Origin of the sequence: Qipengyuania sp. YIM B01966 (assembly GCF_016461955.1) — a bacterium.
In the GTDB taxonomy this organism is placed as follows: Bacteria; Pseudomonadota; Alphaproteobacteria; order Sphingomonadales; family Sphingomonadaceae; genus QFOP01.
In genome coordinates this window covers 74,525-98,849 of the sequence record NZ_JADMNM010000005.1, presented here as the reverse complement: position 1 = coordinate 98,849, position 24,325 = coordinate 74,525, and the positions used below count along the sequence as shown (strand labels likewise).

Genomic DNA, 24,325 nt, shown 5'->3' with positions numbered 1-24,325 from the left:
TCCCGACAGAGGGGGCGGCATGGCACGGCGTCCCATCTGCGGGGCGCCGGCCCGTGGTCGGGAGCCTGTATGAGCGTGACAGACGAAACCGAAATCGCGCCCGAGACCGCGCGCCTGCCGCTCGATGGCTGGCACCGCGCGCGCGGCGGCCGGATGGTCGAATTCGCCGGTTACTGGATGCCGATCCAGTATGACGGCGAAGGCGGTGGGATCGTTACCGAACATGAATGGACGCGCAGCCAGGCGGGGCTGTTCGATGTCAGCCATATGGGACAGCTTTACCTGAGCGGCGAGGGTGTGGAGAGCGCGCTGGAGGCGGTGCTGCCCATCGACCTTGCCACGCTGAAGCATGGCCGGCCGCGTTATTCGCTGCTGCTTGATGAAGCTGGCGGCGTGCTCGACGATCTGATGGTGACGCGCTGGTCCGAGGGATTTTATCTTGTCGTCAACGGCGCGACCAAATGGGACGACATCGCCCATCTGCGCGAACATCTGCCCGACGAAATCACCATCAGCCATATGGACGATACCGCGCTGCTCGCCTTGCAGGGGCCGCAAGCAGCGACTGCGCTGGAGCGGTTGGTGACCGGCGACACGCCGCTCGCCAGCCTCACTTTCATGACTGGCGCGGCCTTTACGCTGGGCGGGGCGGATGTGTGGATCAGCCGCTCGGGTTATACTGGCGAGGACGGGTTCGAAATCTCGCTGCCGGCCGCCGCTGCCGAAACGGTCGCCACGCTGCTGTGCGAGCAGCCGGAAGTGCGCCCGATAGGGCTGGGCGCGCGCGACAGCCTGCGGCTTGAGGCCGGTCTGCCGCTTTATGGGCACGATCTGTCAACCGAAACCAACCCGGTGGAGGCCGATCTCGGCTTTGCAATCAACAAACGGCGGCGCGCGGAGGGCGGCTTTATTGGCGCAGAGAACGTGCAGGCGGTGCTCGCCGCCGGCGCTGAACGCAAGCGCGTCGGGCTGACGCTGACCGGCCGTGCCGCCGCGCGCGAAGGAGCCGAGGTGTTCGCCGGCCAAGAACGCGTCGGCATCGTCACTTCCGGCGGGTTCTCCCCCACACTCGGCCATGCCATTGCCATGGCCTACATCGCACGCCCCTGGGCTGATGAGGGCACTGCGCTGGAGATCGCAGTGCGCGGCAAGCGCTTGACCGCCACTGTCACCAAAATGCCGTTCGTACCGCACAAATATCACCGAGGGAGTTGAGCCGATGGCCCGTTATTTCACCGATGAACATGAATGGATCGAGATCGACGGCGACACCGCCACGGTCGGGATCACCGATTATGCGCAGAGCCAGCTGGGCGACATCGTGTTCGTCGAGGTGCCCGATGAAGGCGCACAGCTGACCAAGGGCGGCGATGCTGCGGTGGTCGAAAGCGTCAAGGCGGCGAGCGACGTCTATTCGCCCGTCACCGGTACAGTGATCGAAGGCAATCAGCAGCTCGAGGAAGACCCCGCGCTGGTCAACACCGCCCCTGAGGGCGAAGGCTGGTTTTTCAAGCTGACCATCGCCGATGCGAGCGAGCTGGAGGGGCTGATGGACGAGGCCGGCTACAAGGACTTTGTCGCCGGGCTGTGATTTGCTCATCCCGTCATTCCAGCGAAAGCTGGAATCGCTGGCCTGAAGGGCCGGCAGTTGCTGCAACCGATCCCAGCTTTCGCTGGGATGACGAAAGCTGCTGATGCGTTACCTGCCTCTAACCGATGCCGACCGTTCGGCGATGCTCGCCACGATCGGGGCCTCCTCGATCGACGATCTGTTTGTCGACGTGCCCGAAGCCGCGCGGCTCGATGGCCCGATCGAAGGGCTGCCATTGCACCTCAGCGAGATGGCCGTCGAACGGCATATGCGCCAGCTGGCGGCCAGGAACATCGCGGCCGGCGACGGGCCATTCTTCCTTGGCGCGGGGGCCTACCGCCATCATGTTCCGGCGAGTGTCGACCATCTGATCCAGCGCGGTGAATTTCTCACTGCCTACACGCCCTATCAGCCCGAAATCGCGCAGGGCACGCTGCAGATGCTGTTCGAATTCCAGACGCAGGTCGCGCGGCTTTATGGCTGCGCGGTGGCCAATGCGTCGATGTATGACGGCTCGACCGCGTGCTGGGAAGCGATCGGCATGGCCGGCCGGATCACCCGCCGCAACCTCGCGCTTCTGCACGATGGGCTGCACCCGCATTACGTCTCGGTCATCCGCACGATGGCCAGGTTTACCGGCGACAGCATCGCCGACCGCGCGCCTTCGCTCGACGCCCAGGCTGACGATGCGACGCTGCTGGCCGACATTGCCGCCAACCGGCCATCTTGCGTGGTGGTGCAATATCCCGATATTCTCGGTCGCATCCCTGATCTCCCGCGCATTGCCGAGGCAGCCCACGCCGCTGGCGCGCTGCTGATTGTTGTCAATACCGAACCCGTCGCGCTGGGCGCGCTGGCGGCGCCGGGCGATCTCGGTGCCGATATCGTCGTGGGCGAAGGGCAGGCGCTCGGCGTCGGCCTGCAATTTGGCGGGCCGTATTTGGGGCTGTTTGCCGTCCGCGATCCGAAACACGTGCGCCAGATGCCGGGCCGGCTGTGCGGCGAGACGGTGGACGCCGAGGGCAAGCGCGGCTTCGTGCTGACACTTTCCACGCGCGAGCAGCATATCCGCCGTGAAAAGGCGACCAGCAATATCTGCACCAATAGCGGGCTGTGCGCGCTGGCCTTCTCGATTCACCTGACTTTGCTGGGTGAAAAGGGCCTGCGCGCGCTGGCGGCGGAGAACCACCGCCTTGCCTGCCGCGCCGCCGACGAGCTCGGCGCAGTGCCGGGCGTGCGGGTGATCAATCAGACGTTCTTCAACGAATTCACCCTAGAAGTGCCGGGCGATGCGCGCGAGCTGGTGCGCCGGCTGGCGGACAAGGGCGTGCTGGCGGGGGTTTCGCTCGGCCGGCTTTACCCCGATGAACCGCAGCTGGCGCGCGGGATGGTGGTCGCGGTGACCGAAACCACCAGCGAGGACGATATCGCTGCCTTTGCCGCCGCGCTGAAGGAGGAACTGGCATGAGCGCCCCCAATGCCTCCGGCTGGAAGCCGACCGCGCCCCAAGCGAATGACGAAGCCGGCCCTGCCACCACCACCGGCAACCGCGCACTGATGCTCGAGGAGAAGCTGATCTTCGAGATCGGCGGCAGCGAGACGACCGGGGTCGACCTGCCCGAACCGCGCGGCGATGCGCCCCATCGCTTGGGCGCGCAACTGAGGACTGGCGAAATAGGCCTTCCCGGTCTGTCCGAACCTGAAGCGGTGCGCCATTATACGCGCCTCAGCCGGCAGAATTATGCCATCGATCTGGGGCTGTTCCCCCTCGGCAGCTGCACGATGAAGCACAATCCGCGCCTCAACGAGAAAGTCGCGCGGATGCCCGGTTTCCTCGATTGTCACCCGCTGGCCCCGGTGCATACGGTGCAGGGCGCGCTGGCGGTGATCCACGAGCTGGGCGAATGGCTCAAGGCGCTGACCGGGATGCCCGCGGTGGCGATGAGCCCCAAAGCCGGCGCACATGGCGAATTGTGCGGCATCCTTGCGATCCGCGCGGCGCTGGAGGCGCGCGGCGATGCCCGCCAGGTGATCCTGTGCCCCGAAAGTGCACATGGCACCAACCCCGCCACCGCAGCTTTCGCCGGCTACAAGGTGGAAGACATTCCGGCGACCGCCGAAGGCCGCGTCGATCTCGCTGCGTTGAAGGCGCGGCTGGGGCCCGACGTGGCCGGGGTCATGATCACCAATCCCAACACCTGCGGCCTGTTCGAACGCGACTTCCGCGAGATCGCCGATGCGGTCCACGCAGCGGGCGGGCTGGTCTATTGCGACGGGGCCAACTTCAACGCCATTGTCGGCCGGGTGCGCCCGGGCGATCTGGGCGTCGATGCAATGCATATCAATCTGCACAAGACCTTCTCCACCCCGCATGGCGGCGGCGGGCCGGGGTCGGGGCCGGTGGTGTTTTCCGAAGCGCTCGCCCCGTTTGCGCCGCTACCCTTCGTCGAAAAGCTGGCCAGCGGCGAATATCGGCTGGTCGAGGAAGAAACCGCCGAAGATCACCATGCCCGCAGCTTCGGCCGGATGACTGCGTTTCACGGCCAGATGGGGATGTTCACCCGCGCGCTCACCTATATCCTCAGCCATGGGGCCGATGGCCTGCGGCAGGTGGCGGAAGACGCGGTTCTCAACGCCAATTATATCCTGCGCAGCCTCGACGATGTGCTCGACGCGCCGTTCGGCCTCAGCGGGCCGTGCATGCACGAAGCGCTGTTCAGCGATAAGGGCTTTGCCGGCGGGCTGACCACGCTCGATCTGGCCAAGGGGATGATCGACGAGGGGTTCCACCCGATGACGATGTATTTCCCGCTGGTGGTCCACGGCGCGATGCTGGTCGAACCGACCGAAACCGAAAGCAAGGCGGCGCTCGACCAATTCGTCACCGCGATGCGCAGTCTGGCCGAGCGGGCACGGGCAGGGGACGAGACGCTGAAACAGGCGCCCTATTACGCGCCGCGCCGGCGGCTCGACGAAACGCTGGCGGCGAGAAAGCCGGTGCTGGCCTGGCACGCGCCAGCCGCCCCGGCAGGCATGCCGACGCTGAGCGAGCAGGGCGGGAGCTGAGGACCGGGCAAGAGCGGCGATGCTTCGACAAGCTCAGCATGAGCGGAGTTTCTAAACTGCTTCCCGCTCAGCCTGAGCCTGTCGAAGGCCGTCCGCTCAATACGTCTTGATAATCGCCGAGAAATCCAGCCCGCCATTGCCCGCGCCGGCGAAATCCTCGTACAGCGCGGCTGCCCTGCTGCCGAGCGGGACCGCGGCATCGGCGCTGTCCGCCGCAGCCATTGCCAGCCGCAGATCCTTGAGCATCAGCGCGGTCGCAAAGCCGCCCTGATAGCCATTATCCGCTGGGCTGGCCGGCCCGACTCCGGGCACCGGGCAATAGGACGTCATCGACCAGTTCTGACCGCTCGATACGCTGGAAATATCGTAAAAGGTTTGCGGGTCGAGCCCCAGTTTCTGCGCCATGGCAAAGGCTTCGGCGGTGCCGATCATGGTGATCGCCAGCAGCATATTGTTGCAGATCTTGGCCGCCTGACCGTTGCCGGCAGCGCCGGCGTGGATCACGGCCTTGCCCATCGGTTCGAGCACCGCTCTGGCGCGGGCGAAGGCGGTATCGCTGCCGCCGACCATGAAGGTGAGCGTGCCGCCATTGGCCGCCGCGATCCCGCCGCTGACGGGCGCATCGACCATCTCGTAACCAGCCGCTGCCGCCGCCGCGATCACGCTGCGCGCGGTATCCACGTCGATCGTCGAGCAATCGAGCAGTATCGCGCCGGCGGGGGCATGGCCGATAATATCGCTTTCATAGACCGCGCGGACGATCTCGCCATTGGGCAGCATTGTGACGACCGCTTCGGCGCCGGCGACCGCATCTCGGACATTTGTGAATGTTTCACACCCCTTGCCGCGCGCGGCTGTGCAGGCATCTTCGCTCAGATCGAACGCGCGCACCTGGTGGCCTGCCTTGGCAAGGTTCGCGGCCATCCCGCCGCCCATGTTGCCGAGGCCGATGAAGGCGATTTTCAAGTTTTCTCTCCCAATTACTGGAGCATCAGCCAGAGGCCGACACCGATGAGCAACGGCCCGCCGCCAATCAGCGCGAGCAACTCGGTCCACGAATTAAACCGGACCAATGTTCGATTAATTTTCCAGTGTCCGAACGCTGCTTGATGGCGCTTGGAGAAGTTGCCCTGCTTATTGCGGGCATCGCGAATGCCTAAAACTGCCATCCACACCGTCAGCGCACCCATCAGGATGCTACCGAATCCAAAAATGATGGTCCAAGGCAGGCCCCGGATCACCGCCCCTTCCACTGCCCTTCGCGCTTATCGATGAAGGCAGCCATGCCCTCCGCCTTGTCCTCGCTCGCGGCGAGGATCTGGAAGATGCGGCGCTCTATCACCAGCCCTTGATCGAGCGTGGTTTCGAAGGCGGCGTTGACCATTTCCTTGTTCGCGATGGCGGCCATTGGCGGCATCGCGGCGATGGCGGCAGCGGTTTTGAGCGTTTCCTCGAGCAGGCTGTCGTGCGGCACGACGCGGGCGACTAGGCCGCTACGCTCGGCTTCTTCAGCGTCCATCATCCGGCCGGTCAGGCACATCTCCATCGCCTTGGCCTTGCCGACCGCACGGGTCAGGCGCTGGCTGCCGCCCATGCCGGGCGCGACGCCAAGCTTGATTTCGGGCTGGCCGAACTTCGCCTTGTCCGAGGCAATGATGAAATCGGCCATCATCGCCAGCTCGCACCCACCGCCCAGCGCGAAGCCATTGACCGCTGCAATCCACGGTTTGCGAGTGGTCTTGACCAGATGGCTGGTCCAGCGCGCGAAGAAATCCTCCAGGTAGAAATCGGCCGCCGGCTTGTCGGCCATTTCCTTGATGTCGGCGCCGGCGGCAAACGCCTTGTCGCCCGCGCCGGTCAGCACCGCGCAACGCTGGGCGGGATCGGCTTCATAGGCGCCAAATGCGGCCACGAGATCGTCCAGCACCTGCGAATTGAGCGCATTCAGCGCCTGCGGCCGGTTGAGCCTGATCAGCGTGACCGCGCCGCGCGCTTCGGTGGTGATGGTTTCGTACTCGGCCACGTAAAGCTCCCTAAAAAAGGATCGTCACCCTGAACTTGTTTCAGGGTCTATCTAACGGTTTGCGCCGACGCGCATGGGGCGCAAGGGGTGCTGCAACGAGTTCAGCATGGCGGCTGACCGGAAAGCGGCGCCCACTCCTCATCATCCGGTAGCGGCGCGAAAATGGCGTCCAGCAGTTCGTCGGTCACTCCTTCGGGCGTTGCCGGACTCCAGACCGGGTCGTTCGATTTATCGACGATCACCGCGCGTACCCCTTCGGCAAAATCGGGCCGGGTCAGCACGCGGCTGGCGATGCGGTATTCCATGGCCATATTGTCGGCGAAATCGTCCAGCCCGGCGCTGGTCGCGAGCTGACGCAACGCCACCTTGCAGGTCTGCGGGCTCTTGGTGCGCAGGGTCGCCAGTTCCTTGGCCGCCCATTCGCTGTCATCTGCCTCAAGGCTGGCGAGGATGTCTTCGTAACGGTCGGACGCAAAGTGCCGGGCGATCTTGTCGGAATTGCCGGCGATCCGCGCGTCCGGCGGCGTTCCGGCCAGTTCGGCCAGAATGCCCTCTGTCCGGTCGGGATGCTGGGCGATGCGCGCCTTGGCTTCGGCAAGCCTGTCGGCTGGCAAATAATGCGTGGCGAGGCCGGCCCACAGGCATTCCGCCCCGTCGAGCCGCGCCCCGGTCAGCGCGAGGAACTGGCCCAGCCGGCCCGGCAGGCGCGCCAGATACCAACCTCCGCCGACATCAGGGAACAGGCCGATGCCGGTTTCGGGCATGGCAAACCGCGTGTTCTCGGTCGCCACGCGGAACCGCGCGGGCTGACTGATGCCGACCCCGCCGCCCATCGTGATCCCGTCCATGAATGCGATCACCGGCTTGGGATAGGTGAACAGCAGGTGGTTGAGCTGATATTCGTCGTGGAAGAAACGGCGGCCGCTCACCCCTTCATCGTTCAGCGCCGAATTGCGCAGGAAGGCGATGTCGCCCCCGGCGCAGAACCCGCGGCCTTCCGCGTGATCGATGATGACCGCCTCGACATCCTCGGCATCGCGCCAGCCGACCAGCGCGCTGGACATTGCGTGGACCATTTCCAGCGTGAGCGCGTGCAGCGCCTCGGGCCGGTTGAGCGAAAGGTGTGCAGTGCCGCCATCGGTGTGGGCGTGAATCAGATCGGTCATTGAACGGTGACTTCCAACGCATAGGGCAGGGTGCGGCCCTCATCCTTGGCAGCACCGCGCAGATACAATTCGGCGGTATAGGTGCCGGTGACAGGTGCCGTGCCGGTCCAGCGGTTGCCATCGTGCATCATGCCCACGACCAGCTGGTCACCCGGCTTGCCACCCGGCGGCATCAGGTTGAAATAGGGCATCGGCGCATTGCCATCGCGGGTGATGGTGATGGTCTGTCCCTGCCGCGCGGCGAAGCTGTGGCGGACTATGCCGTTGCCGCTGACGCTGCCGGCGAAGCGGACGGCGCTTTGGCCGTCCGATGCGCTCATGGTGCTCGAGCTTGAGGCGGAACTGGAAGCGGTCGCCGCCGCGCCGGCCACCGGGGTTGCGCCAGCCAAAGTGTCCTCACGCTCAGCGCCCGAACAGGCAGCCAACGCCGCGAGCGCCACGGCCGCTATTATGGTTCGCCACATCGCACGCATCCTCACTGCCGCAGCAGATCGCGGCCGACGATCATCCGCATCACCTGGTTGGTGCCTTCGAGGATCGAATGCACGCGCAGATCGCGCCAGAAGCGTTCGATCGGGTAATCCTTGAGATAGCCGTAGCCGCCGAACAGTTGCAGCGCCTTGTTGACGACTTCGCTGCCATTATCCGTCGCCAGCCGCTTGGCCATCGCCGAAAAGCGCGATTTGTCTGGAGCGCCGTCGGTCACCTTGGCGGCGGCGAGATAGAGCAGCGCACGCGCGGCCTCCAGATCGGTCGCCATGTCGGCCAGCATGAACTGGGTGTTCTGGAATTCGGCGATCGGCTGCCCGAATTGCTGGCGGTCCTTGGTATAGGCAATCGCCTCGTCCAGGCAGCGCTGCGCCCCGCCCAGCGAACAGGCGCCGATATTGAGCCGGCCGCCATCGAGCCCCATCATCGCGAACCGGAATCCTTCGCCTTCCGCGCCGACGCGGTTGGCAGCGGGCACGCGGGCATCTTCGAAGATGACCTGCGCGGTGGGGCTGGCATTCCAGCCGAGCTTCTTCTCTGGCGCGCCGAAGCTGACGCCGGGCGTGTCCTTGTCCACTACCAGACAGGTGATGCCGCGGCTCTTGTCCTCGCCGGTTCGCACCATAGTGACGTAGATATCGTTATAGCCGCCGCCCGAAATGAACTGCTTGGTGCCGTTTAGGACATAGTGATCGCCATCGAGCCGGGCCGTCGTCTTGAGCCCAGCGGCGTCCGAGCCGCTGCCCGGTTCGGTCAGCGCATAGGAGGCGATTTTCTCCATGCTGACCAGGTCTGGCAGATAGTGCGCCTTCACCTCATCGCTGCCAAACGCGTCGATCATCCAGGCGGCCATGTTGTGGATCGAGATATAGGCGCTGGTCGCTGGGCAGCCATAGGCCATCGCTTCCATGATTAGTGCCGCTTCCAGCCGGCCAAGCCCGATGCCGCCGCTTTCTTCGCTGACATAGATCGCGCCGAAGCCCAGTTCGGCGGTCTGCTTGATTACCTCGCAGGGGAAGTGGTGGTCTTCATCCCATTTTGCGGCGAAGGGCGTGATATTGTCGGCGGTGAAGCGCCGGGCCATGTCCTGGATGGCAAGCTGATCGTCAGTGAGCTGGAATTGTCCGGTCATGTCTGGCTGCATCTTATCCGCAGGAAATGGCGGTCACCACCATCGCGCGGTCATAGCTGACACTAACGCGGTCGGGGCGGTAATCCATGGTGAAGGCGCTGTCGGGCGGGCCCCAGCGCAAGATCGCGGCACGGGTGAGGCGAAGCACCTCGCCGCCCAGCGCCTGCGTAGCGCGCTGGCCGACCAGCCGTTGGGCGGGTGCGGCCTCGCATTGGCCGCCTTCGCCGACCACGCGCTCTTCCAGCGGCGCTTCAGCAGCGGGAAGGGTGGTGCAACTGGCCGCAAGCACGGCCACAAGGGGGGCAAGACGGTTCATCGGACACTCTCCTTGAGCGGGCAGCGTGTATAGCGGAGCGGTCCTTCGACCGGCGGCGCGCCGGCTTCGGTGACGAGGTCTTCGCGGATCAACACGGTACCGCCTTCTGCCGGCGTGAGGCGCATCGTGCGCTGCCATTCCATCCCCTCGCCGGTAAAGGCGAAGGTGCCCGCGATGCCGCCGTCTGCACCGCTCGCCACATCGATCATGCGTGCGCGCGATTCGTAAAACCGCGCCTCTTCGGCGGTGATCGTCAGGATCCCCTTGGCATCCCCGCGGGAGCGGTCGCAATCATTCGGCGTCAAGCCCCAGGTGCCCTGGAGCGATGCCGGAAACTGGCTGATGCGCGTGGCCGAACCGGACGTCGAAGGGCTTGCGCCCGGAGAAGGCGCGGACGGGGAGGCAGTCCCGGTCTCGGCCGCGGGTGATGGCGCGTCGGGCGCGACCTCCCCGCAAGCGGCGAGCGCAGCCACGACGAAGAGAGCTGTGAAATTCCGCATAAGAATTACCCCATTGTCGGAATGATGAACGCGTTCGACCCATCACCCCCGCCATCGGGCCAGCGCTGGGTGACCGTCTTGACCTTGGTCCAGAATTTGAGGCCTTCGGTGCCATATTGGTTGGTGTCACCAAAGGCGCTGCGCTTCCACCCGCCAAAGCTGTGATAGGCGACCGGCACCGGGATCGGCACATTGATTCCGACCATGCCGACATTGACGCGGCTGGCGAATTCGCGCGCGGCGTGACCGTTGCGGGTGAAGATGGCGACGCCGTTGCCATATTGATGCTGGCTCGGCAGGCGCACCGCTTCCTCGAAATCCTGCGCCCGGACGATCTGCAGCACCGGGCCGAAGATCTCCTCCTGATACGAGGTCATGTCGGTGGTCACCCGGTCGAGCAGGGTCGGGCCGATGAAAAAGCCTTTCTCATGCCCTTGCAGGCTGAAGCCGCGACCGTCGATGACCACCTCGGCGCCTTCCTGCTCGGCGGTGTCGATCCAGCCTTCGACGCGGGCCTTGTGTTCGGGTGTGACGACCGGGCCGTAATGCGCGTCCCTGTCGGTCGAGACGCCCACCCGCAGGGCGTGAATGGCCGGGATCAGCTTTTCGCGCAGGGCATTGGCGGTGACCTCGCCCACCGGCACCACTACCGGCAGCGCCATGCAGCGTTCGCCCGCCGATCCGAAGGCCGCGCCGGCCAGATCGTTCACCACCTGGTCGAGATCGGCATCGGGCATGACGATGCCGTGGTTTTTGGCCCCGCCCATCGCCTGCACCCGCTTGCCGGCGGCGACGCCGCGTTTGTAGACATAATGCGCGATGTCGGACGAGCCGACAAAGCTGACCGCCGCAATGTCGGGGTGGTCGAGGATCGCATCGACCATTTCCTTGTCGCCGTGAACGACCTGCAGCAGCCCCTCGGGAGCGCCGGCGTCGCGGAACAGTTCGGCGAGCCGCACGGGCACGCTGGGATCGCGTTCCGACGGCTTGAGGATGAACGCGTTGCCGGCGGCAATCGCCATCCCGAACATCCACATCGGAATCATCGCCGGAAAATTGAACGGGGTGATGCCGGCGCCAATCCCCAGTGGCACGCGCATCGAATAGACGTCGATCCCCGGCCCCGCGCCCAGCGTATATTCGCCTTTAAGCGCCTGCGGAATGCCGCAGGCATATTCGATCACCTCCAGCCCGCGCTGGATATCGCCCTTGGCATCGTCGATCACCTTGCCATGCTCGGCACTGAGCAAGCGGGCGAGATCGTCCATGTTCGCTTCGATCAACTCTTTAAAGCGGAACATCACGCGGGCGCGTTTTTGCGGGTTGGTAGCGGCCCACTCAGGCTGCACCGCGCGCGCGGCGGCAACCGCACGATCAAGCAGTGCCGCATCGCCAAGCGCGACCTCGGCCTGTACTTCACCGGTCGAGGGGTTCCAGACCTGATGCGTGCGGCCGCTTCCCCCGCCCCCGCCGGCGCTTTCGGCAAGGAAATGATCGACCTGACGCATGAAATAAACCTTCGACTTGGGAGGGATGGTCTCGCCCTAGCGCAAGCTCGGGCCGGCTCCAAGGGGGCCAAGGGTGCTTGCCGAGGCGGCACCGCGCGGCTAAGGGCTGCGACCGCGTGCGGGTGTAGCTCAATGGTAGAGCAGAAGCTTCCCAAGCTTACGACGAGGGTTCGATTCCCTTCACCCGCTCCATTTTCCCTGAAGCAGGCTCAATCGGCCGCTGTCATCGCGCTGCCATGTTGCTATCGCATGGGGCGATTTTTGTCGTTTGATGGATGATCCGATGACCCTCATGCCTGACCGCCGCTCCTTCCTTGCCGCCACCGGCACTGCGATGGCCGCGCTCGCTGCCAGCGGGTGCGCACGATATGTCGCCGGTGCGCCGCTGGCCGGCGTGCCGGCCTATGGCGAGCTGGTGCCTGATCCCGCCGGCGTGCTCGATCTGCCGCGCGGATTTTCCTACCGTGTGCTGTCGCGCCTGGGCGACCGGATGAGCGACGGTTTCACCGTGCCAAACGCGGCCGACGGGATGGGCTGTTTCGACCTTGGCGGGGGCAAGCTGGCGCTGGTCCGCAACCATGAATTGCGCGCCAATCGCGACGGCGGCGGGGTGACCGGCATCGGCTTCGACCGCCGCGGCGGCGCGGCGGAGCCGCTGCCCGGCGGAACGACCACCATCGTGCTCGACGCGCGCACGCTCAGGGTGGAGAGGCAATATCGCTCGCTCGCCGGGACCATCCGCAATTGCGCGGGCGGGATCACCCCGTGGGGTAGCTGGCTGACCTGCGAAGAAGACGTCTCGCGCGCGGGTACCAACGGGCTGTCGCAGGATCACGGCTGGGTGTTCGAGGTGCCTGCCGCTGCACCCGGCCTGGTCGATCCGGTTCCGCTCAAGGCGATGGGCCGGTTCAATCACGAGGCTGCTTGCGTCGATCCGGCCACCGGCATCGTCTATCAGACCGAGGACCGCGAAGACGGGTTGCTCTACCGCTTCATTCCCGCGGCGCGCGGGCAATTGCAGCGCGGCGGGCGTCTGCAGGCGCTGGCGCTGGCCGATGGCATCGCCGACAGCCGCAACTGGCAGGGCGCGGCGCTAACGACCGGACAGGCGCACCCCGCACGCTGGGTCGATATCGACAATGTCGAAAGCCCGGAAGACGATTTACGCCAGCAAGGGGCGCGCAAGGGCGCGACCCTGTTCGCGCGCGGCGAGGGCATCCATATGGGCGAGGGCGAGTTGTTTTTCTGCTGCACCAATGGCGGCGCAGCCCGGCTCGGCCAGATATTCCGCCTGCGCCCTTCGCGCAGCGGCGGGATGGATGCGATGGAGCTGTTCTTCGAATCGACCAGCAAGGCGCAGTTCGATTACGGCGACAATCTGACCATTGCCCCCAATGGCCACCTGATCGTGTGCGAAGACCAATATACCGACACCGTCGCCAACCGGCTGATCGGGCTGACCCCTGCGGGCACGCCCTATCCGCTCGGCTTCCTGCGGCTGCAGACGGAGCTGGCGGGTGCCTGCTTCTCGCCCGACGGGCGCTGGCTGTTCGTCAATGCCTTTGACCCGGCCATGACGCTGGCCATCACCGGTCCGTGGCAGGCCTGAGGGACCGCGCCGGCCGATGATGCCGGCGCTGTTCCTCGGCTTTCTGGCGGTGTTCGCCGGCGCCTTCGGCGGGCGCGGCCAGGTGCTGCTGGCGCATCTGGCGGGGCGCGGCGGCGCGGCGGGGCATTATGGTCTGCTCGCCACCGGCCTGTCGGCGGCAGTTCTGACCGCCCTCCTGGCGGGATATGCCGGCGCGCTGGTGGACGCGTTGCCGGCTCGCGCTCGCGCCGTGTTGGTGGCGCTGACGCTGGTGCTGGCGGGCGCGGAGATGTTGCGCCCGGTGCGTCTGGCTTTGCCGGCAGAGCCGACCCGTTCGCTGGGCGCGATCCTGCTGGCGCTTGGCTGGCACAATGCAACCGATGGCGCCCGGCTGGTTCTGTTCGCGCTGGCGGCTGCAACGGGCGCGCCAGCGGCGGCGGCAGCGGGCGGGGCGCTGGGCGGCATGGCGGCCGCCGCGCTCGGCTGGGCCGGCGGAACCGCGTTCGCTGCTGATCGCCGTTTGCGCGGGGCGCGGGTGGCAATCGGCGCGGCGTTTCTGGTCGCGGCTAGCGTGGTAGGGCTCGCCGCATTCGGACTGCTGCGCTAAGCCCTGTCTCCCATGCAACCGACCTTCCTTCCGGCACCGCTGCACCGTGCCGCGCTGCGCCTGGCGCACCGGCTGCGGAACCGCTGGCGGCGATGGCGGCGCGTTCCGCTGGCGGGCGTCTCGTTGGTGCTTAGTGACGGCGCTGGCCGGGTATTGCTCGTGCGCCATTCCTATGGCCCGGACCTGTGGGCCTTGCCCGGCGGCGGGATAGCGGCGGGCGAGGATCCCCTTCAGGCCGCCCGGCGCGAGGCGCTAGAGGAACTGGGCTGCGAGATTGCCGATCTTCGCGAACTGGACGTGGTCGATGAGGAGATTTCCGGTTCGCCGCATCGCGCGCATATCTTTGCCGGCCGGCTGACCGGCGCTCCGGTTCCCGACCGGCGCGAAGTGGTCGAGGGACGCTTCTTCGCACCCGATGCGCTGCCGGAGCAGCTTGGCCGGCTGGTGCGCCCGCGCCTGGCGCTATGGCTCGGCTCAGAGCAGGCTTAGCTGGCCGTCAGAAGCCGGCTCGACGGGCGCGGTGGCCCCGTCGAGCGAGGATAGCGTCAGCCCCATCAGCCGCACCGGCAAAGGCAGCGGCAACGCCTCGTCAAGCAATTCGCGTCCGATCCGGGCGAAGTCCTCGCCACTCGCCACCGGCGCTGGCACGCTGCGCGCCCGGGTGACGATGCGGAAATCGGTATATTTGAGCTTCAGCGTCACCGTGCGGCCGCGTGCCTGCTGCGTGGCGATCCGCTCCCAGACGATAGCCGCGATTGCGTCGAGCCGCTCGCGCAAGGTGCTACCGGCCGACACATCGTCCGAAAATGTCCGCTCCCCGCCGATCGACTTGCGGACACGATTGGGGCGGACCGGGCGCAGGTCGATGCCCCGCGCCGCGCGGTAGAGATATTCGGCAAAGCTGCCGAAATGCTGGCGCAGAAAGGCCATCTCCTGCGCGGCGAGATCGGCCCCGGTTGCGATCCCCAAGGCCGCCATCTTGGCCGCGCCGCGTGGGCCAACGCCGTGGAACCGCCGCACGGGCAGCGACTGGACGAACGCCGCCCCGTCGCCCGGCCGGATGACGCACAGCCCGTCGGGCTTGTTCTGGTCGCTAGCCAGCTTGGCGAGGAACTTGTTGTAGCTGACCCCGGCGCTGGCGGTCAGGGCCGCGTCCTCGCGAATCCGGCGGCGGATCTCCTGCGCGATCCGCGTCGCCGAGCCGATGCCTTTCAGATCGTGGGTCACATCGAGATAGGCTTCATCGAGGCTGAGCGGTTCGACCAGTTCGGTATAGTCGCGGAAAATCGCGCGGATCTGCTGACTGACCTCGCGGTAGACATCGAACCGGCTCTTGCAGAAGATCAGCTCGGGGCAGAGGCGCCTTGCGGTGACCGAGGGCATCGCGCTGCGCACGCCGAAGCGCCGCGCCTCGTAGCTGGCGGCGGCGACCACGCCGCGCCCTGACGAGCCACCGACCGCTACCGGCAGCCCGCGCAAGGCGGGGTTGTCGCGCTGTTCGACGCTGGCGAAGAACGCGTCCATGTCGACATGAATGATCTTTCGCAGGCCCATCGCTGCGGCATGATCGTCATCATTCTCGTCGTCCTCGACCATCACGGCCACCACGATAGGGCGCGGCACGCGCGGCGCAAAGCGGCACGATGCATCGGGGCAAGCAATCAGCACTGGCCAAGCGCGCGGACGGCGTCCACAGCCGGCCGATGCACGCACCCCATCCGCCCCCGCCAGCCGAGACGGCGTTCGCCGCGCTGAGCGAACGACGGCTGGTGCTGATGATGGCCGCGCTGATGAGCCTGCAGGCGCTGGGGATCGATTCCATGCTGCCCGCGCTCGGCATGATTGCGGGCGATCTGGGGGCCGGCGGTAATCAGCGGCAATTGGTGATCGGCGCCTATTTGCTCGGCTCGGGGTTCGGCGCGCTGGCGCCAGGTGTGCTGGCCGACCGGTTCGGCCGCCGGCCGGTGCTGATGGGCGCGATTGCGATCTATATCGCCTTCTCGCTCGCCTGTGCGTTGGTGACCGATTTTGCACTCCTCGTCGCCTTGCGCTTCGGCCAGGCTTTCCTCAGCGCCGGGCTGTCGGTCTTGCCGCCGGCGATCATCCGCGACCGCGTGGGCGGTGACCGGATGGCGCGGATGATGTCGCTGATCATGGTGGTGTTCATGGTGGTGCCGGTGCTCGCCCCGTTCCTCGGGCAGGGGGTGCTGCTGGTGGCCGGCTGGCGGTGGATTTTCGTGATGATGGCGGGGCTGGCGCTGATCGTCGGCTGGGCGATCTGGCGCTGGCTGCCCGAAAGCCTCCACGCCGAGGACCGACAGCCGATCGCGCTTGCGCCCATCGCGCATAACCTCAAGGCGGCGTTTCTGCGGCGCGATGCGATCGGTTACGTGATCGGGTCGTCGCTGGTGTTCGGCGCGCTGTTCGGCTTTCTCAATTCGGCGCAGCAGCTTGTCAGCGAGACGTTTGGTGCCGGCCCCTATTTCCCGCTGATCTTCGGCGCGGCGGCAGCCTGCATGGCGCTGAGCAATTTCTTCAACTCGCGCATCGTCGAACGGTTCGGCGCGCGGCGCGTGTCGCACGCCGCGCTGCTGGCCTTCATCGCGGTATCGGTGGTGCAGGTGATCGCGGCCAATAGCGGCGAGGAGAAATTGTGGCAGTTCCTGCCGCTGATGGCGACCAACATGGCGCTGCTCGGCTTTGTCGGCGCCAATTTCAGCTCGATTGCGATGCAGCCGTTCCAGCATATCGCCGGTTCGGCCAGCTCGGCGCAATCCTTCCTGCGGATGGTCACCTCGGCAGTGGTCGGTGGGGCGATCGGGCAGGCGTTCGACGGCACGGCCCGGCCACTGGCGGCAGCTTTGCTGATCTGCGGCCTCGCCAGCCTGTCGCTGGTGCTGTTCAGCGAAAACGGGCGCCTGTTCCGCCGGCTGCACCCGCGCGGAACCGGCTAGCCGCGCTCCGCGCCGAGCCGCCGCCAGGCCAGCGGGGCGAATTCGCACAGGAGCGGGCGGGTGTCGCGCGGGTCGATGATGTCCTCGACGTTGAACCGCTCGGCGCTGCGGAACGGGCTGGTGACCTTTGCCAGCCGCGCGCGGATCGCCTCCAGTTCGGCGGACGGGTCTTCCGCCGCCTCGATCTCGGACTTGTAGGCGACCTCCAGCCCGCCCGCGATCGGGAGCGAGCCCCAGTCGCCCGAAGGCCAGCAGTAGCGGTACTGGTAGCTGCTGTCGTTGCTCATCGCGCTGCCGGCGATGCCATAGGCGCGGCGCATGACCACGCTGGCGAGCGGCACGGTCGCCTTGTAGACCGCGTTCATCGCCTGCACCCCGTAGCGGATCGTACCTGCGACCTCTGCTTCGCGCCCGATCATGAAGCCGGGGTTATCGACCAGGTGCACGATCGGCAGGCGGAACTGGTCGGCCAGCTTGACCCATCGCTCGACCTTCTCGCTGGTCTTGGCGTCCCATGAGCCGCCGAGGTAGCTCGGGTCGTTCGCCAGCACCATCACTGGCCAGCCGTCGAGCCGGGCGAGGGCAGTGATGCAGGCGCGGCCCCACATCCTGCCGATCTCGAACACGGTACCCCTGTCGAACAGCAAGTCCATCGCGCGGCGCATCGAATAGACCTGCTTGTCCTCCCGCGGAACGAGGGAGAGCAGGGCTTCCTCGCGCCGGTCGGCAGGGTCGCCGGTCTCGATCCGGCGGGCGAGCTGGCCGACATGCTCGGGCATGAAGCTGAGGAAATGGCGCGCGCGGGCGAAGGCTTCGGCCTCGCTGGCGACCTCGTCATCGACCACGCCGTTACGGGTGTGGATCGCGCTGCCGCCGAGCGCTTCCTTGGCTTCCTCGTGGTTGGCCGAGCCCCCGTCTTTCCATGCCTCGCCCAGGCCATCGACCACGGCGGGGCCGGCGGCGAAGATCTGGCTGAGGCCCTTGACCATGATCGAGTAATGGCTGGCAACGATCCGCGCTGCGCCGAGGCCCGCGGTCGGCCCGAGCGACAGGGCGACCACCGGCACAGTGTCGAGGTTCTTCACGACCTCGCTCCACATGTGCACCGCCGGGATATAGGTCGCGCCGATCATCTCCAGCGTCTTGACCGAGCCGCCGCCGCCGGTGCCGTCGATCATGCGGATGATCGGCAAGCGCAGCTCGTGCGCCATTTTCTCGGCCTGCTCCATCTTGCGCCCAATTCCGGCATCGGCCGCACCGCCGCGAATGGTGAAATCGTCAGCGGTGGCGACGACCGGCCGGCCGTTGATGGTGGCCTTGCCGAACAGGAACGGGGCAGGGGTGACGTGCTCGAGATCACCGGCTTCGGTATAATGGCCCTTGCCGGCGATCTTGCCGATCTCGCGGAAACTGCCCGGATCGACCAGCGCGGCGATGCGCGCGCGGGCATCGAGCTTGCCCCGGCCATGCTGGCGGGCGAGCTTGTCCGGCCCACCCATCGCCTCGGCGAGTGCCTCGCGGCGGCGGAGTTCTTCGAGTTCTTTCGCCCAGGTCACTCGGCACGACCTTCGAGACGGGCCTTCGACACGCCGCGGGCGCGACTGCTCAGTCCCTCCTCAGGGCGAACGGAGGTCCGCCGAAATCCGTTCGTGCTGAGGAGCAGTCGGAGCCGCAGGCCGAGCGCGTCTCGAACCACAGGCCTCACGCGCCTTCCTCGTTTGCAGGCTCTACCCGCGCCAGCAACGCCTCCACCTGCACCTGCGCCCCCGCACTGACCGCGAGTTCGGCCAAGGTCCCGTCGAACGGCGCGGTCAGCGCGTGCTCCATCTTCATCGCTTCGAGCACCAGCAGCCGCTGCCCGGCGGTAACGGCTTGGCCCTCGGCGACATCGACCGCGATCACCTTGCCCGGCATGGGGGCAATGATGTCGCCATCATGCGCGTGGTGCGCGCCAGTACCGCGCGGCGGAGTGGTGGTGAAAATCCGGCTCGATCCGCGATCGGCGACGACCACGCTATCATCGCCAAGCAGGGCGGCAGTCAGCGGTGATGTGCGCGCCACATCGCCCGTCACCCGCTCGCCATCGCTCCACAGCGTGATCGTGCGTTCCGGCGCCCGATTGAGCCGGAAGCCGACAGGAGCATACAAGGGTGCGCCCCCGAGCATCGCCGCGGCTGCATTGGCCGCCTGCGCGCTTGGCATAGCTGGCGGGATGAGCGCTTCGCCCTTGGCCGCGATCAGGCCGGTATCGAGCCTTGCGGCGGCAAAATCGGGGTCATCCAAGCAGGCGCGCAGAAAGCCCTGATTGGTCTTGAGCGGCGCAACCAGGATCTGGTCGAGCGCATCGATCAAATCTGCGCGGGCGGTTTCCCGATCGGGTGCATGAGCGATCAGCTTGGCGATCATCGGGTCGTAGAAGGGTGAGATCGAATCCCCCGCCTCGACCCCGGTTTCAACGCGCGGCGCGGCCCATAATTCGACTAGTTCCAGCGGGCCTGTCGCAGGGAGAAAACCTTTGGCGGGGTCCTCGGCATATAACCGCGCCTCGATGGCCCAGCCATCGATTTCCAGCGCCTCCTGCCGCTTGGGCAGCGGTTCCCCGCTCGCCACGCGCAGTTGCCATTCGACCAGGTCGACCCCGGTGATCTCCTCGGTGACGGGGTGTTCGACCTGAAGGCGCGTGTTCATCTCCATGAAGAAGATGCGGTCCGCCCGCAGCCCTTCCGAGGCATCGGCGATGAATTCGATCGTGCCTGCGCCCTCGTAATCAACCGCTTTTGCCGCGCGCACGGCGGCGGCGCAGATCGCCTCGCGGGTGGCTTCGTCCATGCCGGGGGCGGGGGCTTCCTCGATCACCTTCTGGTGGCGGCGCTGGAGCGAGCAGTCGCGCTCGAACAGGTGGACGACGTTGCCGTGGGCATCGCCGAACACCTGCACCTCGATATGGCGGGGCCTGGTGATCCACTTTTCCAGCAGCACTTGCGTGTTGCCGAAGCTGGCCTTGGCCTCGCGCCGGCAGCTTTCCAGCATCGCGGCAAAATCTTCCGCCGCATCGACCTTGCGCATCCCCTTGCCGCCGCCACCGGCGACCGCCTTTATGAGCACCGGATAACCGATCGCGTCAGCCTCGGCCTTGAGGCGGGCGTCGGATTGATCATCGCCTTCGTAGCCTGGCGTTACCGGTACGCCGGCAGCGCGCATCAGCTTCTTGGCAGCGTCCTTCAGCCCCATCGCCTCGATGCTGGCGGGTTTCGGGCCGACCCAGATCAACCCCGCATCGATCGCGGCCTGCGCGAAGGCGGCGTTTTCGCTGAGGAAGCCGTAGCCCGGATGGATCGCATCGGCGCCGGTTTGCTTGGCGGCGGCAATGATCCGCTCCCCGACGAGGTAGCTTTCGGCGGCAGGCGAGGGGCCGATATGCACCGCCTCGTCCGCCTCGCGCACGTGCAGCGCCCTCGCATCGGCATCGGAATAGACCGCGACCGTGGCGATCCCCATTTCCCGCGCGGTGCGGATGATGCGGCAGGCGATCTCGCCCCGGTTGGCGATGAGCAGCTTGGATATCATCGCAGCGGGTTAATCGCGCCGGCGGGAAAGGGGAAGGGGGCGCTTACCAGCCGGGCACCGGGCGAAATTCGTGGCGGGTCCAGCCGACCGGTGCATCGGCTCCCGGCCCCTTGCCGCCCAGCGCAGCGATCAGCGCGCCGGCGATCAACCGCAATTTCTCGCCGGTGGTGACGACAGTGCGGTAACTCCAGGCCGCCGGCCCGGCATCGCGGACCTTGCGGCCCATCGCGCCGTAGATGCGGGCGATGGCGATGGCGGCCCAGCGTTGGCGAAAAGGCAGGCGGTGCACGGCGCTGAGCGCCGCCGCCTCGTGTCGTTCCATCAGCGCGACGATCCGCGCGGCGAGCAGTGCCAGCTTCTCGCGGTGTTCGGGGCGCAGATGCTCGCCGGGCGGCAGATCGGCTTCGGCCAGCCATTCGAGCGGGATGTAGCAGCGATCGTCAGCATCGTCGGTTGACAGGTCGCGGGCGATATTCGCCAGTTCGCACGCCATGCCGAGGTCGCAGGCGCGGTCGAGCAAATCGCCATCGTCGCGTGCCGCGCCCATGATGCGCGCCAGCATCACCGCCGGTGCGCCGCCCATATGATAGCAATAGCGCAGCAGATCGGCCTCGGTGCGCGGCACCCAGTCGGCCGCTTCGAGCGCGAACCCGCTGATAACATCGCCGACGAGGTTTTCGCCGATGGTGCGCTCGCGCGCGACGAGGCCGAAGCCGTCGAAAGCGGGGTCAGCGGTGGGCAACCCGTCGAGCGCGCGGCGGGTCAGCACCTTGATCGCCTTGACCCCGTCGCTGCGACGCTCGCTGTCATTCTCGCCCGCGCGGGCCGGGCGGTCGCGCCCTTCGGCGATATCGTCGCACCGCCGGGCCCAGGCGTAAAGGAGCGAGGCGCGCTCGCGATTGTCCTTGTCGAGCAACCTGCTGGCAAAGCGCAGCGATTGCGGCGCCCGTTCCATCACCGCGTCGGCTTCGTCGAGCAGTTCCTCGCGCGTGCGGCCGCCACCGGTCTGCGGCGGGGTTTCGCGCAGTACGCGCGACGGGGCGAGCATTCGTTCGCGGGGCGGCTCGCTGCTCACAGCTCGTCCCGCGCCATGGCAAAGATCGGCCGGTGCGGCTGATATACCGCCATCCGGTCGAGCAGATCGGGCAGCGTATCGGCGGCAAGGATGATCCCCTGATGCGCCGGGCGGACGAAGCCGACCTTGGCCATATGCCGGTTGAAGGCGATCAGGTGGTCGTAGAAGCCGAACGCATTGAGCAAGCCGACGGGTTTGGTGTGATAGCCGAGCTGCGCCCAGCTGACCGCTTCCCACAATTCGTCCATCGTCCCGACCCCGCCCGGAATGGTGACGAACCCGTCTGAAAGGTCGGTAAAGGCCTGCTTGCGCTGGTGCATATTGCTGACAATGTGCAGCTCGGTGCAGTCGGTATTGGCCACCTCGCTGCCGGCAAGCGCTTCGGGTATGACGCCGATGACCCGTCCGCCTGCCGCCAGCGCGCCGCCGGCCACCGCGCCCATCAGCCCCAGCCGCCCGCCGCCATACACCACATCGATTCCGCGCAACGCCAGTTCTTCGCCCACCTCGCGCGCGAGGGCAAGATAGCGCGGGTCCGCCGGCGTCGCCGAACCGCAATAGACTGCTAGCGCTTTCATCCGATGTTTGCCCCCGCGCTGTTCACAACGGTCTTGGCAAAGAGAGGCCCGTTTTGCCAGCCATAGCTCAGCCTTTTCCCGCGCTGCGAAGCTGGCCGAGCAACCTGCTGGCGGCCCGCTCAGCACCGGCCAGAACGTCGGGGATCGCGGCCCCAGCGCCGGCCTGTGCGCCGATCAGCACAACATTGTCCGGCAGCCCCCGCGCGGCGGCGCGAGCCGGTTCGCGCAGACCAAAGGGCGTTCCGCCCGGGAGTGCCAGGCGGTTTGCCCAGTCCGCGGGCGTGGTGTGGAAGGCCATCACCAGCCGATCGGCGAGGTCGGGAATCAGCCGCTGGCCGGTCTCCGCAAGGATCGCGCGTTCCAGTTGCGGCCCCACCGCCGCCCAGTCGAGCGGCGCCTGCCGCAGATTGGGCACAATGGTCGAAGCGCGGAACACGGCATGGCCGACAGGCGCCAGCGCCGGGTCGACCGCCGAGGGGTGGCTGAGCACGATGCTGCTGCGCGCCGGCAAAATCCCCTTATCGCGCACCGCGCGCACCGAGGCGTGGTGTTCGTCGCACATCAACAGCCCGTGATGCCCGATCCCCGGCCAGCTGCCACGCAGTGCGAAATGGACCGTGAAGATGGCCGGCGCCAGTTGCCTGCGGCTGTTCCGGGGTGTGCTCAGCAGGGCGCGCGTATTGTCCGCCCCGAGTGAACTGGCGACAGAAGCTTCCTTCATAGAGAAGCCGTTTGAGCAGGCGATCTGGCAGGTGCCCGCAGGACCGCGAGAGAGGGCCGTGACGGTATGGCGCAGCAGCAGCCGCCCGCCCAGCCGCTCATAATGGCGTACCAGCGCGGCGATCAACCGATCGGTTCCCCCGCGCACCGCCCAGCCGCCAGTCAGCGCCGCGATCTGTTGGGCGCGGGCTGGCGCGGCGTCCGTCAGCAGCCCCATACTCGTCAACGCATCGCGCAAGGCGGAATTGCGGAAACGCGGTGCCGGCCTCAGCTGCCAGCTGCGCGCCCCGCTGCGCCATGCCCCGAATGCCGGCAGGTCCGCCGGGGCGAACGCCGCCACTGCCGTGCGGTCGCCTTCCGTATCGCCGGTGAGGTCCAGCCGCCGGCCATCAGGCCAGTCGAACCGCACCAACGGGGGCAGCGGCAGAAACTCGCAATCTGTCGCCAATTCCGCGCCGCCAAGCCGCCACAATTGCTCGAGCGGGGCAAGGTCGGGCACAGTGCATGGCCCCAGCTCGAACACGAAGCTGTCACGACGCAGCGAGCCGACACAGCCGCCCGCGTCTTCTTGCTGTTCGAGGATCAGCGTATCCATCCCCGCTGCCTGCAGACGGATGCCGAGCGCGAGGCCCGCCAGCCCCGCGCCGATGATGGCAACCTGCGCGGTGTCGGCGTCTGCAGGGGAGGGAGAGGGCGCGCTCACCGGCCGGTTCCTAGGGTCCGACAACGCTGTGGGCAATCCGCCGCGCGGGTTGGCGCCGCGCTCCTGCCGTGCGACAAGCCCGCTATGAGCGGACGCCGGATGCGAGGGGATGCACTTTTGTGGCCCGGCCGGCGCGCGTGGTTGGTCGTGGGATTGTTGCTGGCGACAACGCTGGCGATCTTGCTAGCGATGGACCGCCCGCTGATCTGCCAATGCGGCACGGTGAAGCTGTGGCACGGCGTGGTCCAGTCGGCCGAAAACAGCCAGCACCTGACCGACTGGTATTCGCCCAGCCATCTGACGCACGGGCTGATCATGTATGCCCTCGCCTGGATGCTGTGGGTCAAATGGGGATGGTTCGAGGGCCGGCTGGCCCGCTGGGCGCTGCCGATTGCCGTCGCCATCGAAGCGGCATGGGAAATTTCCGAGAATACCGAAGCGGTCATCCAGCGATATCGCGAGGTCACCATCAGCTGGGGCTATTCTGGGGATTCGATCGTCAATTCGATGGCCGATATCGGCTGGATGATCGCCGGCTTCCTGCTCGCCGCGCGCATTCCTTGGCAGGCGAGCGTGATCCTGGCGCTGTTCTTCGAAGCGTTCACCGCCTGGGCCATCCGCGACAATCTGACACTCAACGTGCTGATGCTGTTCTGGCCGCTCGAAGCGGTGCGGCAATGGCAGGCCGGTGCCTGATGGGCCGGAACGTAAGTAGCTGCCGGTGATTACACCGCCCGACAGG

Annotated in this window: 24 protein-coding genes and 1 tRNA gene; 10 read left to right on the top strand and 15 right to left on the bottom strand. The window is 66.7% G+C overall.

Annotated features, from left to right (window positions below):
* The first annotated feature begins 69 nt into the window (after positions 1–69).
* The 4 genes from gcvT (at position 70) to gcvPB (ending at position 4,657) form a co-directional block, all read left to right on the top strand.
* Complete coding sequence (gene gcvT / locus ILT46_RS07735) at positions 70–1,215, top strand: glycine cleavage system aminomethyltransferase GcvT (protein WP_199504053.1); 1,146 nt, start codon at positions 70–72, stop codon at positions 1,213–1,215.
* Positions 1,216–1,219: 4 nt separating this feature from the next.
* Positions 1,220–1,591 (top strand): glycine cleavage system protein GcvH, encoded by a 372-nt coding sequence (gene gcvH, locus ILT46_RS07730; protein ID WP_199504052.1) that lies wholly within the window; start codon positions 1,220–1,222, stop codon positions 1,589–1,591.
* 103 nt (positions 1,592–1,694) lie between these two features.
* Positions 1,695–3,059 carry an aminomethyl-transferring glycine dehydrogenase subunit GcvPA gene (gene gcvPA, locus ILT46_RS07725; protein WP_199504051.1) on the top strand — a complete coding sequence of 455 codons (1,365 nt, stop codon included), beginning with the start codon at positions 1,695–1,697 and terminating at the stop codon, positions 3,057–3,059.
* Positions 3,056–4,657 carry an aminomethyl-transferring glycine dehydrogenase subunit GcvPB gene (gene gcvPB, locus ILT46_RS07720; protein ID WP_199504050.1) on the top strand — a complete coding sequence of 534 codons (1,602 nt, stop codon included), beginning with the start codon at positions 3,056–3,058 and terminating at the stop codon, positions 4,655–4,657. The genes gcvPA and gcvPB overlap by 4 nt, the downstream gene beginning before the upstream one ends.
* A gap of 96 nt (positions 4,658–4,753) precedes the next feature.
* Here the strand turns inward: gcvPB and mmsB are convergent, their stop codons facing one another.
* The 9 genes from mmsB to ILT46_RS07675 all read right to left on the bottom strand — a co-directional run bounded on the left by mmsB (position 4,754) and on the right by ILT46_RS07675 (position 11,791).
* On the bottom strand, positions 4,754–5,623 hold the full coding sequence (mmsB, locus tag ILT46_RS07715; RefSeq protein ID WP_199504049.1) for a 3-hydroxyisobutyrate dehydrogenase: 870 nt from the start codon (positions 5,621–5,623) through the stop codon (positions 4,754–4,756).
* A gap of 14 nt (positions 5,624–5,637) precedes the next feature.
* The gene (locus ILT46_RS07710; protein WP_233397093.1) at positions 5,638–5,910 is read right to left on the bottom strand and encodes a hypothetical protein; all 273 of its coding nucleotides are present in this window, start codon (positions 5,908–5,910) and stop codon (positions 5,638–5,640) included.
* Positions 5,895–6,680 carry an enoyl-CoA hydratase-related protein gene (locus ILT46_RS07705; RefSeq protein ID WP_199504047.1) on the bottom strand — a complete coding sequence of 262 codons (786 nt, stop codon included), beginning with the start codon at positions 6,678–6,680 and terminating at the stop codon, positions 5,895–5,897. Before ILT46_RS07705 ends, ILT46_RS07710 begins: the two co-directional genes overlap by 16 nt.
* A 101-nt stretch (positions 6,681–6,781) precedes the next feature.
* The gene (locus ILT46_RS07700; RefSeq protein WP_199504046.1) at positions 6,782–7,846 is read right to left on the bottom strand and encodes an enoyl-CoA hydratase/isomerase family protein; all 1,065 of its coding nucleotides are present in this window, start codon (positions 7,844–7,846) and stop codon (positions 6,782–6,784) included.
* Entirely contained in the window at positions 7,843–8,166 is a 324-nt protein-coding gene (locus tag ILT46_RS07695) for a hypothetical protein (RefSeq protein ID WP_199504045.1), read from the bottom strand. The genes ILT46_RS07700 and ILT46_RS07695 overlap by 4 nt, the downstream gene beginning before the upstream one ends.
* Positions 8,167–8,321: 155 nt before the next feature.
* Entirely contained in the window at positions 8,322–9,467 is a 1,146-nt protein-coding gene (locus tag ILT46_RS07690) for an acyl-CoA dehydrogenase family protein (protein WP_199504044.1), read from the bottom strand.
* A gap of 13 nt (positions 9,468–9,480) precedes the next feature.
* A complete protein-coding gene (locus ILT46_RS07685; protein WP_199504043.1) occupies positions 9,481–9,783 on the bottom strand; it encodes an I78 family peptidase inhibitor in 303 nt (100 codons plus the stop codon).
* Positions 9,780–10,256, bottom strand: coding sequence for a hypothetical protein (locus ILT46_RS07680; RefSeq protein WP_199504042.1), 477 nt, complete (start codon positions 10,254–10,256; stop codon positions 9,780–9,782). Before ILT46_RS07680 ends, ILT46_RS07685 begins: the two co-directional genes overlap by 4 nt.
* A gap of 32 nt (positions 10,257–10,288) precedes the next feature.
* Positions 10,289–11,791, bottom strand: coding sequence for a CoA-acylating methylmalonate-semialdehyde dehydrogenase (locus tag ILT46_RS07675; RefSeq protein WP_199504041.1), 1,503 nt, complete (start codon positions 11,789–11,791; stop codon positions 10,289–10,291).
* Positions 11,792–11,909: 118 nt separating this feature from the next.
* Here ILT46_RS07675 and ILT46_RS07670 point away from each other — a divergent pair.
* The 4 genes from ILT46_RS07670 to ILT46_RS07655 all read left to right on the top strand — a co-directional run bounded on the left by ILT46_RS07670 (position 11,910) and on the right by ILT46_RS07655 (position 14,475).
* Positions 11,910–11,983: transfer RNA gene (locus ILT46_RS07670), tRNA-Gly, on the top strand.
* Between the two features lie 91 nt (positions 11,984–12,074).
* Positions 12,075–13,400, top strand: coding sequence for an alkaline phosphatase PhoX (locus ILT46_RS07665; protein ID WP_370592381.1), 1,326 nt, complete (start codon positions 12,075–12,077; stop codon positions 13,398–13,400).
* 16 nt (positions 13,401–13,416) lie between these two features.
* On the top strand, positions 13,417–13,986 hold the full coding sequence (locus ILT46_RS07660; RefSeq protein ID WP_199504040.1) for a hypothetical protein: 570 nt from the start codon (positions 13,417–13,419) through the stop codon (positions 13,984–13,986).
* A 12-nt stretch (positions 13,987–13,998) separates the two neighbouring features.
* Complete coding sequence (locus ILT46_RS07655) at positions 13,999–14,475, top strand: NUDIX hydrolase (RefSeq protein ID WP_199504039.1); 477 nt, start codon at positions 13,999–14,001, stop codon at positions 14,473–14,475.
* On the opposite strand, the gene dinB is transcribed toward ILT46_RS07655, so the two are convergent.
* The gene (gene dinB, locus ILT46_RS07650; protein WP_199504143.1) at positions 14,461–15,582 is read right to left on the bottom strand and encodes a DNA polymerase IV; all 1,122 of its coding nucleotides are present in this window, start codon (positions 15,580–15,582) and stop codon (positions 14,461–14,463) included. The two genes, ILT46_RS07655 and dinB, sit on opposite strands and share 15 nt — an antisense overlap.
* A 107-nt stretch (positions 15,583–15,689) precedes the next feature.
* Between dinB and ILT46_RS07645 the strand changes: the two genes are divergently transcribed.
* On the top strand, positions 15,690–16,940 hold the full coding sequence (locus tag ILT46_RS07645) for a multidrug effflux MFS transporter (protein ID WP_199504038.1): 1,251 nt from the start codon (positions 15,690–15,692) through the stop codon (positions 16,938–16,940).
* Here the strand turns inward: ILT46_RS07645 and ILT46_RS07640 are convergent.
* The 5 genes from ILT46_RS07640 to ILT46_RS07620 all read right to left on the bottom strand — a co-directional run bounded on the left by ILT46_RS07640 (position 16,937) and on the right by ILT46_RS07620 (position 23,583).
* The gene (locus tag ILT46_RS07640) at positions 16,937–18,496 is read right to left on the bottom strand and encodes an acyl-CoA carboxylase subunit beta (protein ID WP_199504037.1); all 1,560 of its coding nucleotides are present in this window, start codon (positions 18,494–18,496) and stop codon (positions 16,937–16,939) included. The genes ILT46_RS07645 and ILT46_RS07640 overlap by 4 nt on opposite strands.
* Before the next feature lie 145 nt (positions 18,497–18,641).
* Positions 18,642–20,507, bottom strand: a complete 1,866-nt coding sequence (locus ILT46_RS07635; protein ID WP_199504036.1) for an acetyl/propionyl/methylcrotonyl-CoA carboxylase subunit alpha — start codon at positions 20,505–20,507, stop codon at positions 18,642–18,644.
* A 43-nt stretch (positions 20,508–20,550) separates the two neighbouring features.
* The gene (locus ILT46_RS07630) at positions 20,551–21,582 is read right to left on the bottom strand and encodes a phytoene/squalene synthase family protein (RefSeq protein ID WP_199504035.1); all 1,032 of its coding nucleotides are present in this window, start codon (positions 21,580–21,582) and stop codon (positions 20,551–20,553) included.
* Positions 21,579–22,160, bottom strand: coding sequence for a TIGR00730 family Rossman fold protein (locus ILT46_RS07625; protein WP_199504034.1), 582 nt, complete (start codon positions 22,158–22,160; stop codon positions 21,579–21,581). Before ILT46_RS07625 ends, ILT46_RS07630 begins: the two co-directional genes overlap by 4 nt.
* Before the next feature lie 67 nt (positions 22,161–22,227).
* A complete protein-coding gene (locus ILT46_RS07620; RefSeq protein ID WP_199504033.1) occupies positions 22,228–23,583 on the bottom strand; it encodes a phytoene desaturase family protein in 1,356 nt (451 codons plus the stop codon).
* A gap of 99 nt (positions 23,584–23,682) precedes the next feature.
* Here ILT46_RS07620 and ILT46_RS07615 point away from each other — a divergent pair, with 99 nt between their 5' ends.
* On the top strand, positions 23,683–24,279 hold the full coding sequence (locus ILT46_RS07615) for a DUF2585 domain-containing protein (RefSeq protein WP_199504142.1): 597 nt from the start codon (positions 23,683–23,685) through the stop codon (positions 24,277–24,279).
* Positions 24,280–24,325: the final 46 nt, after the last annotated feature.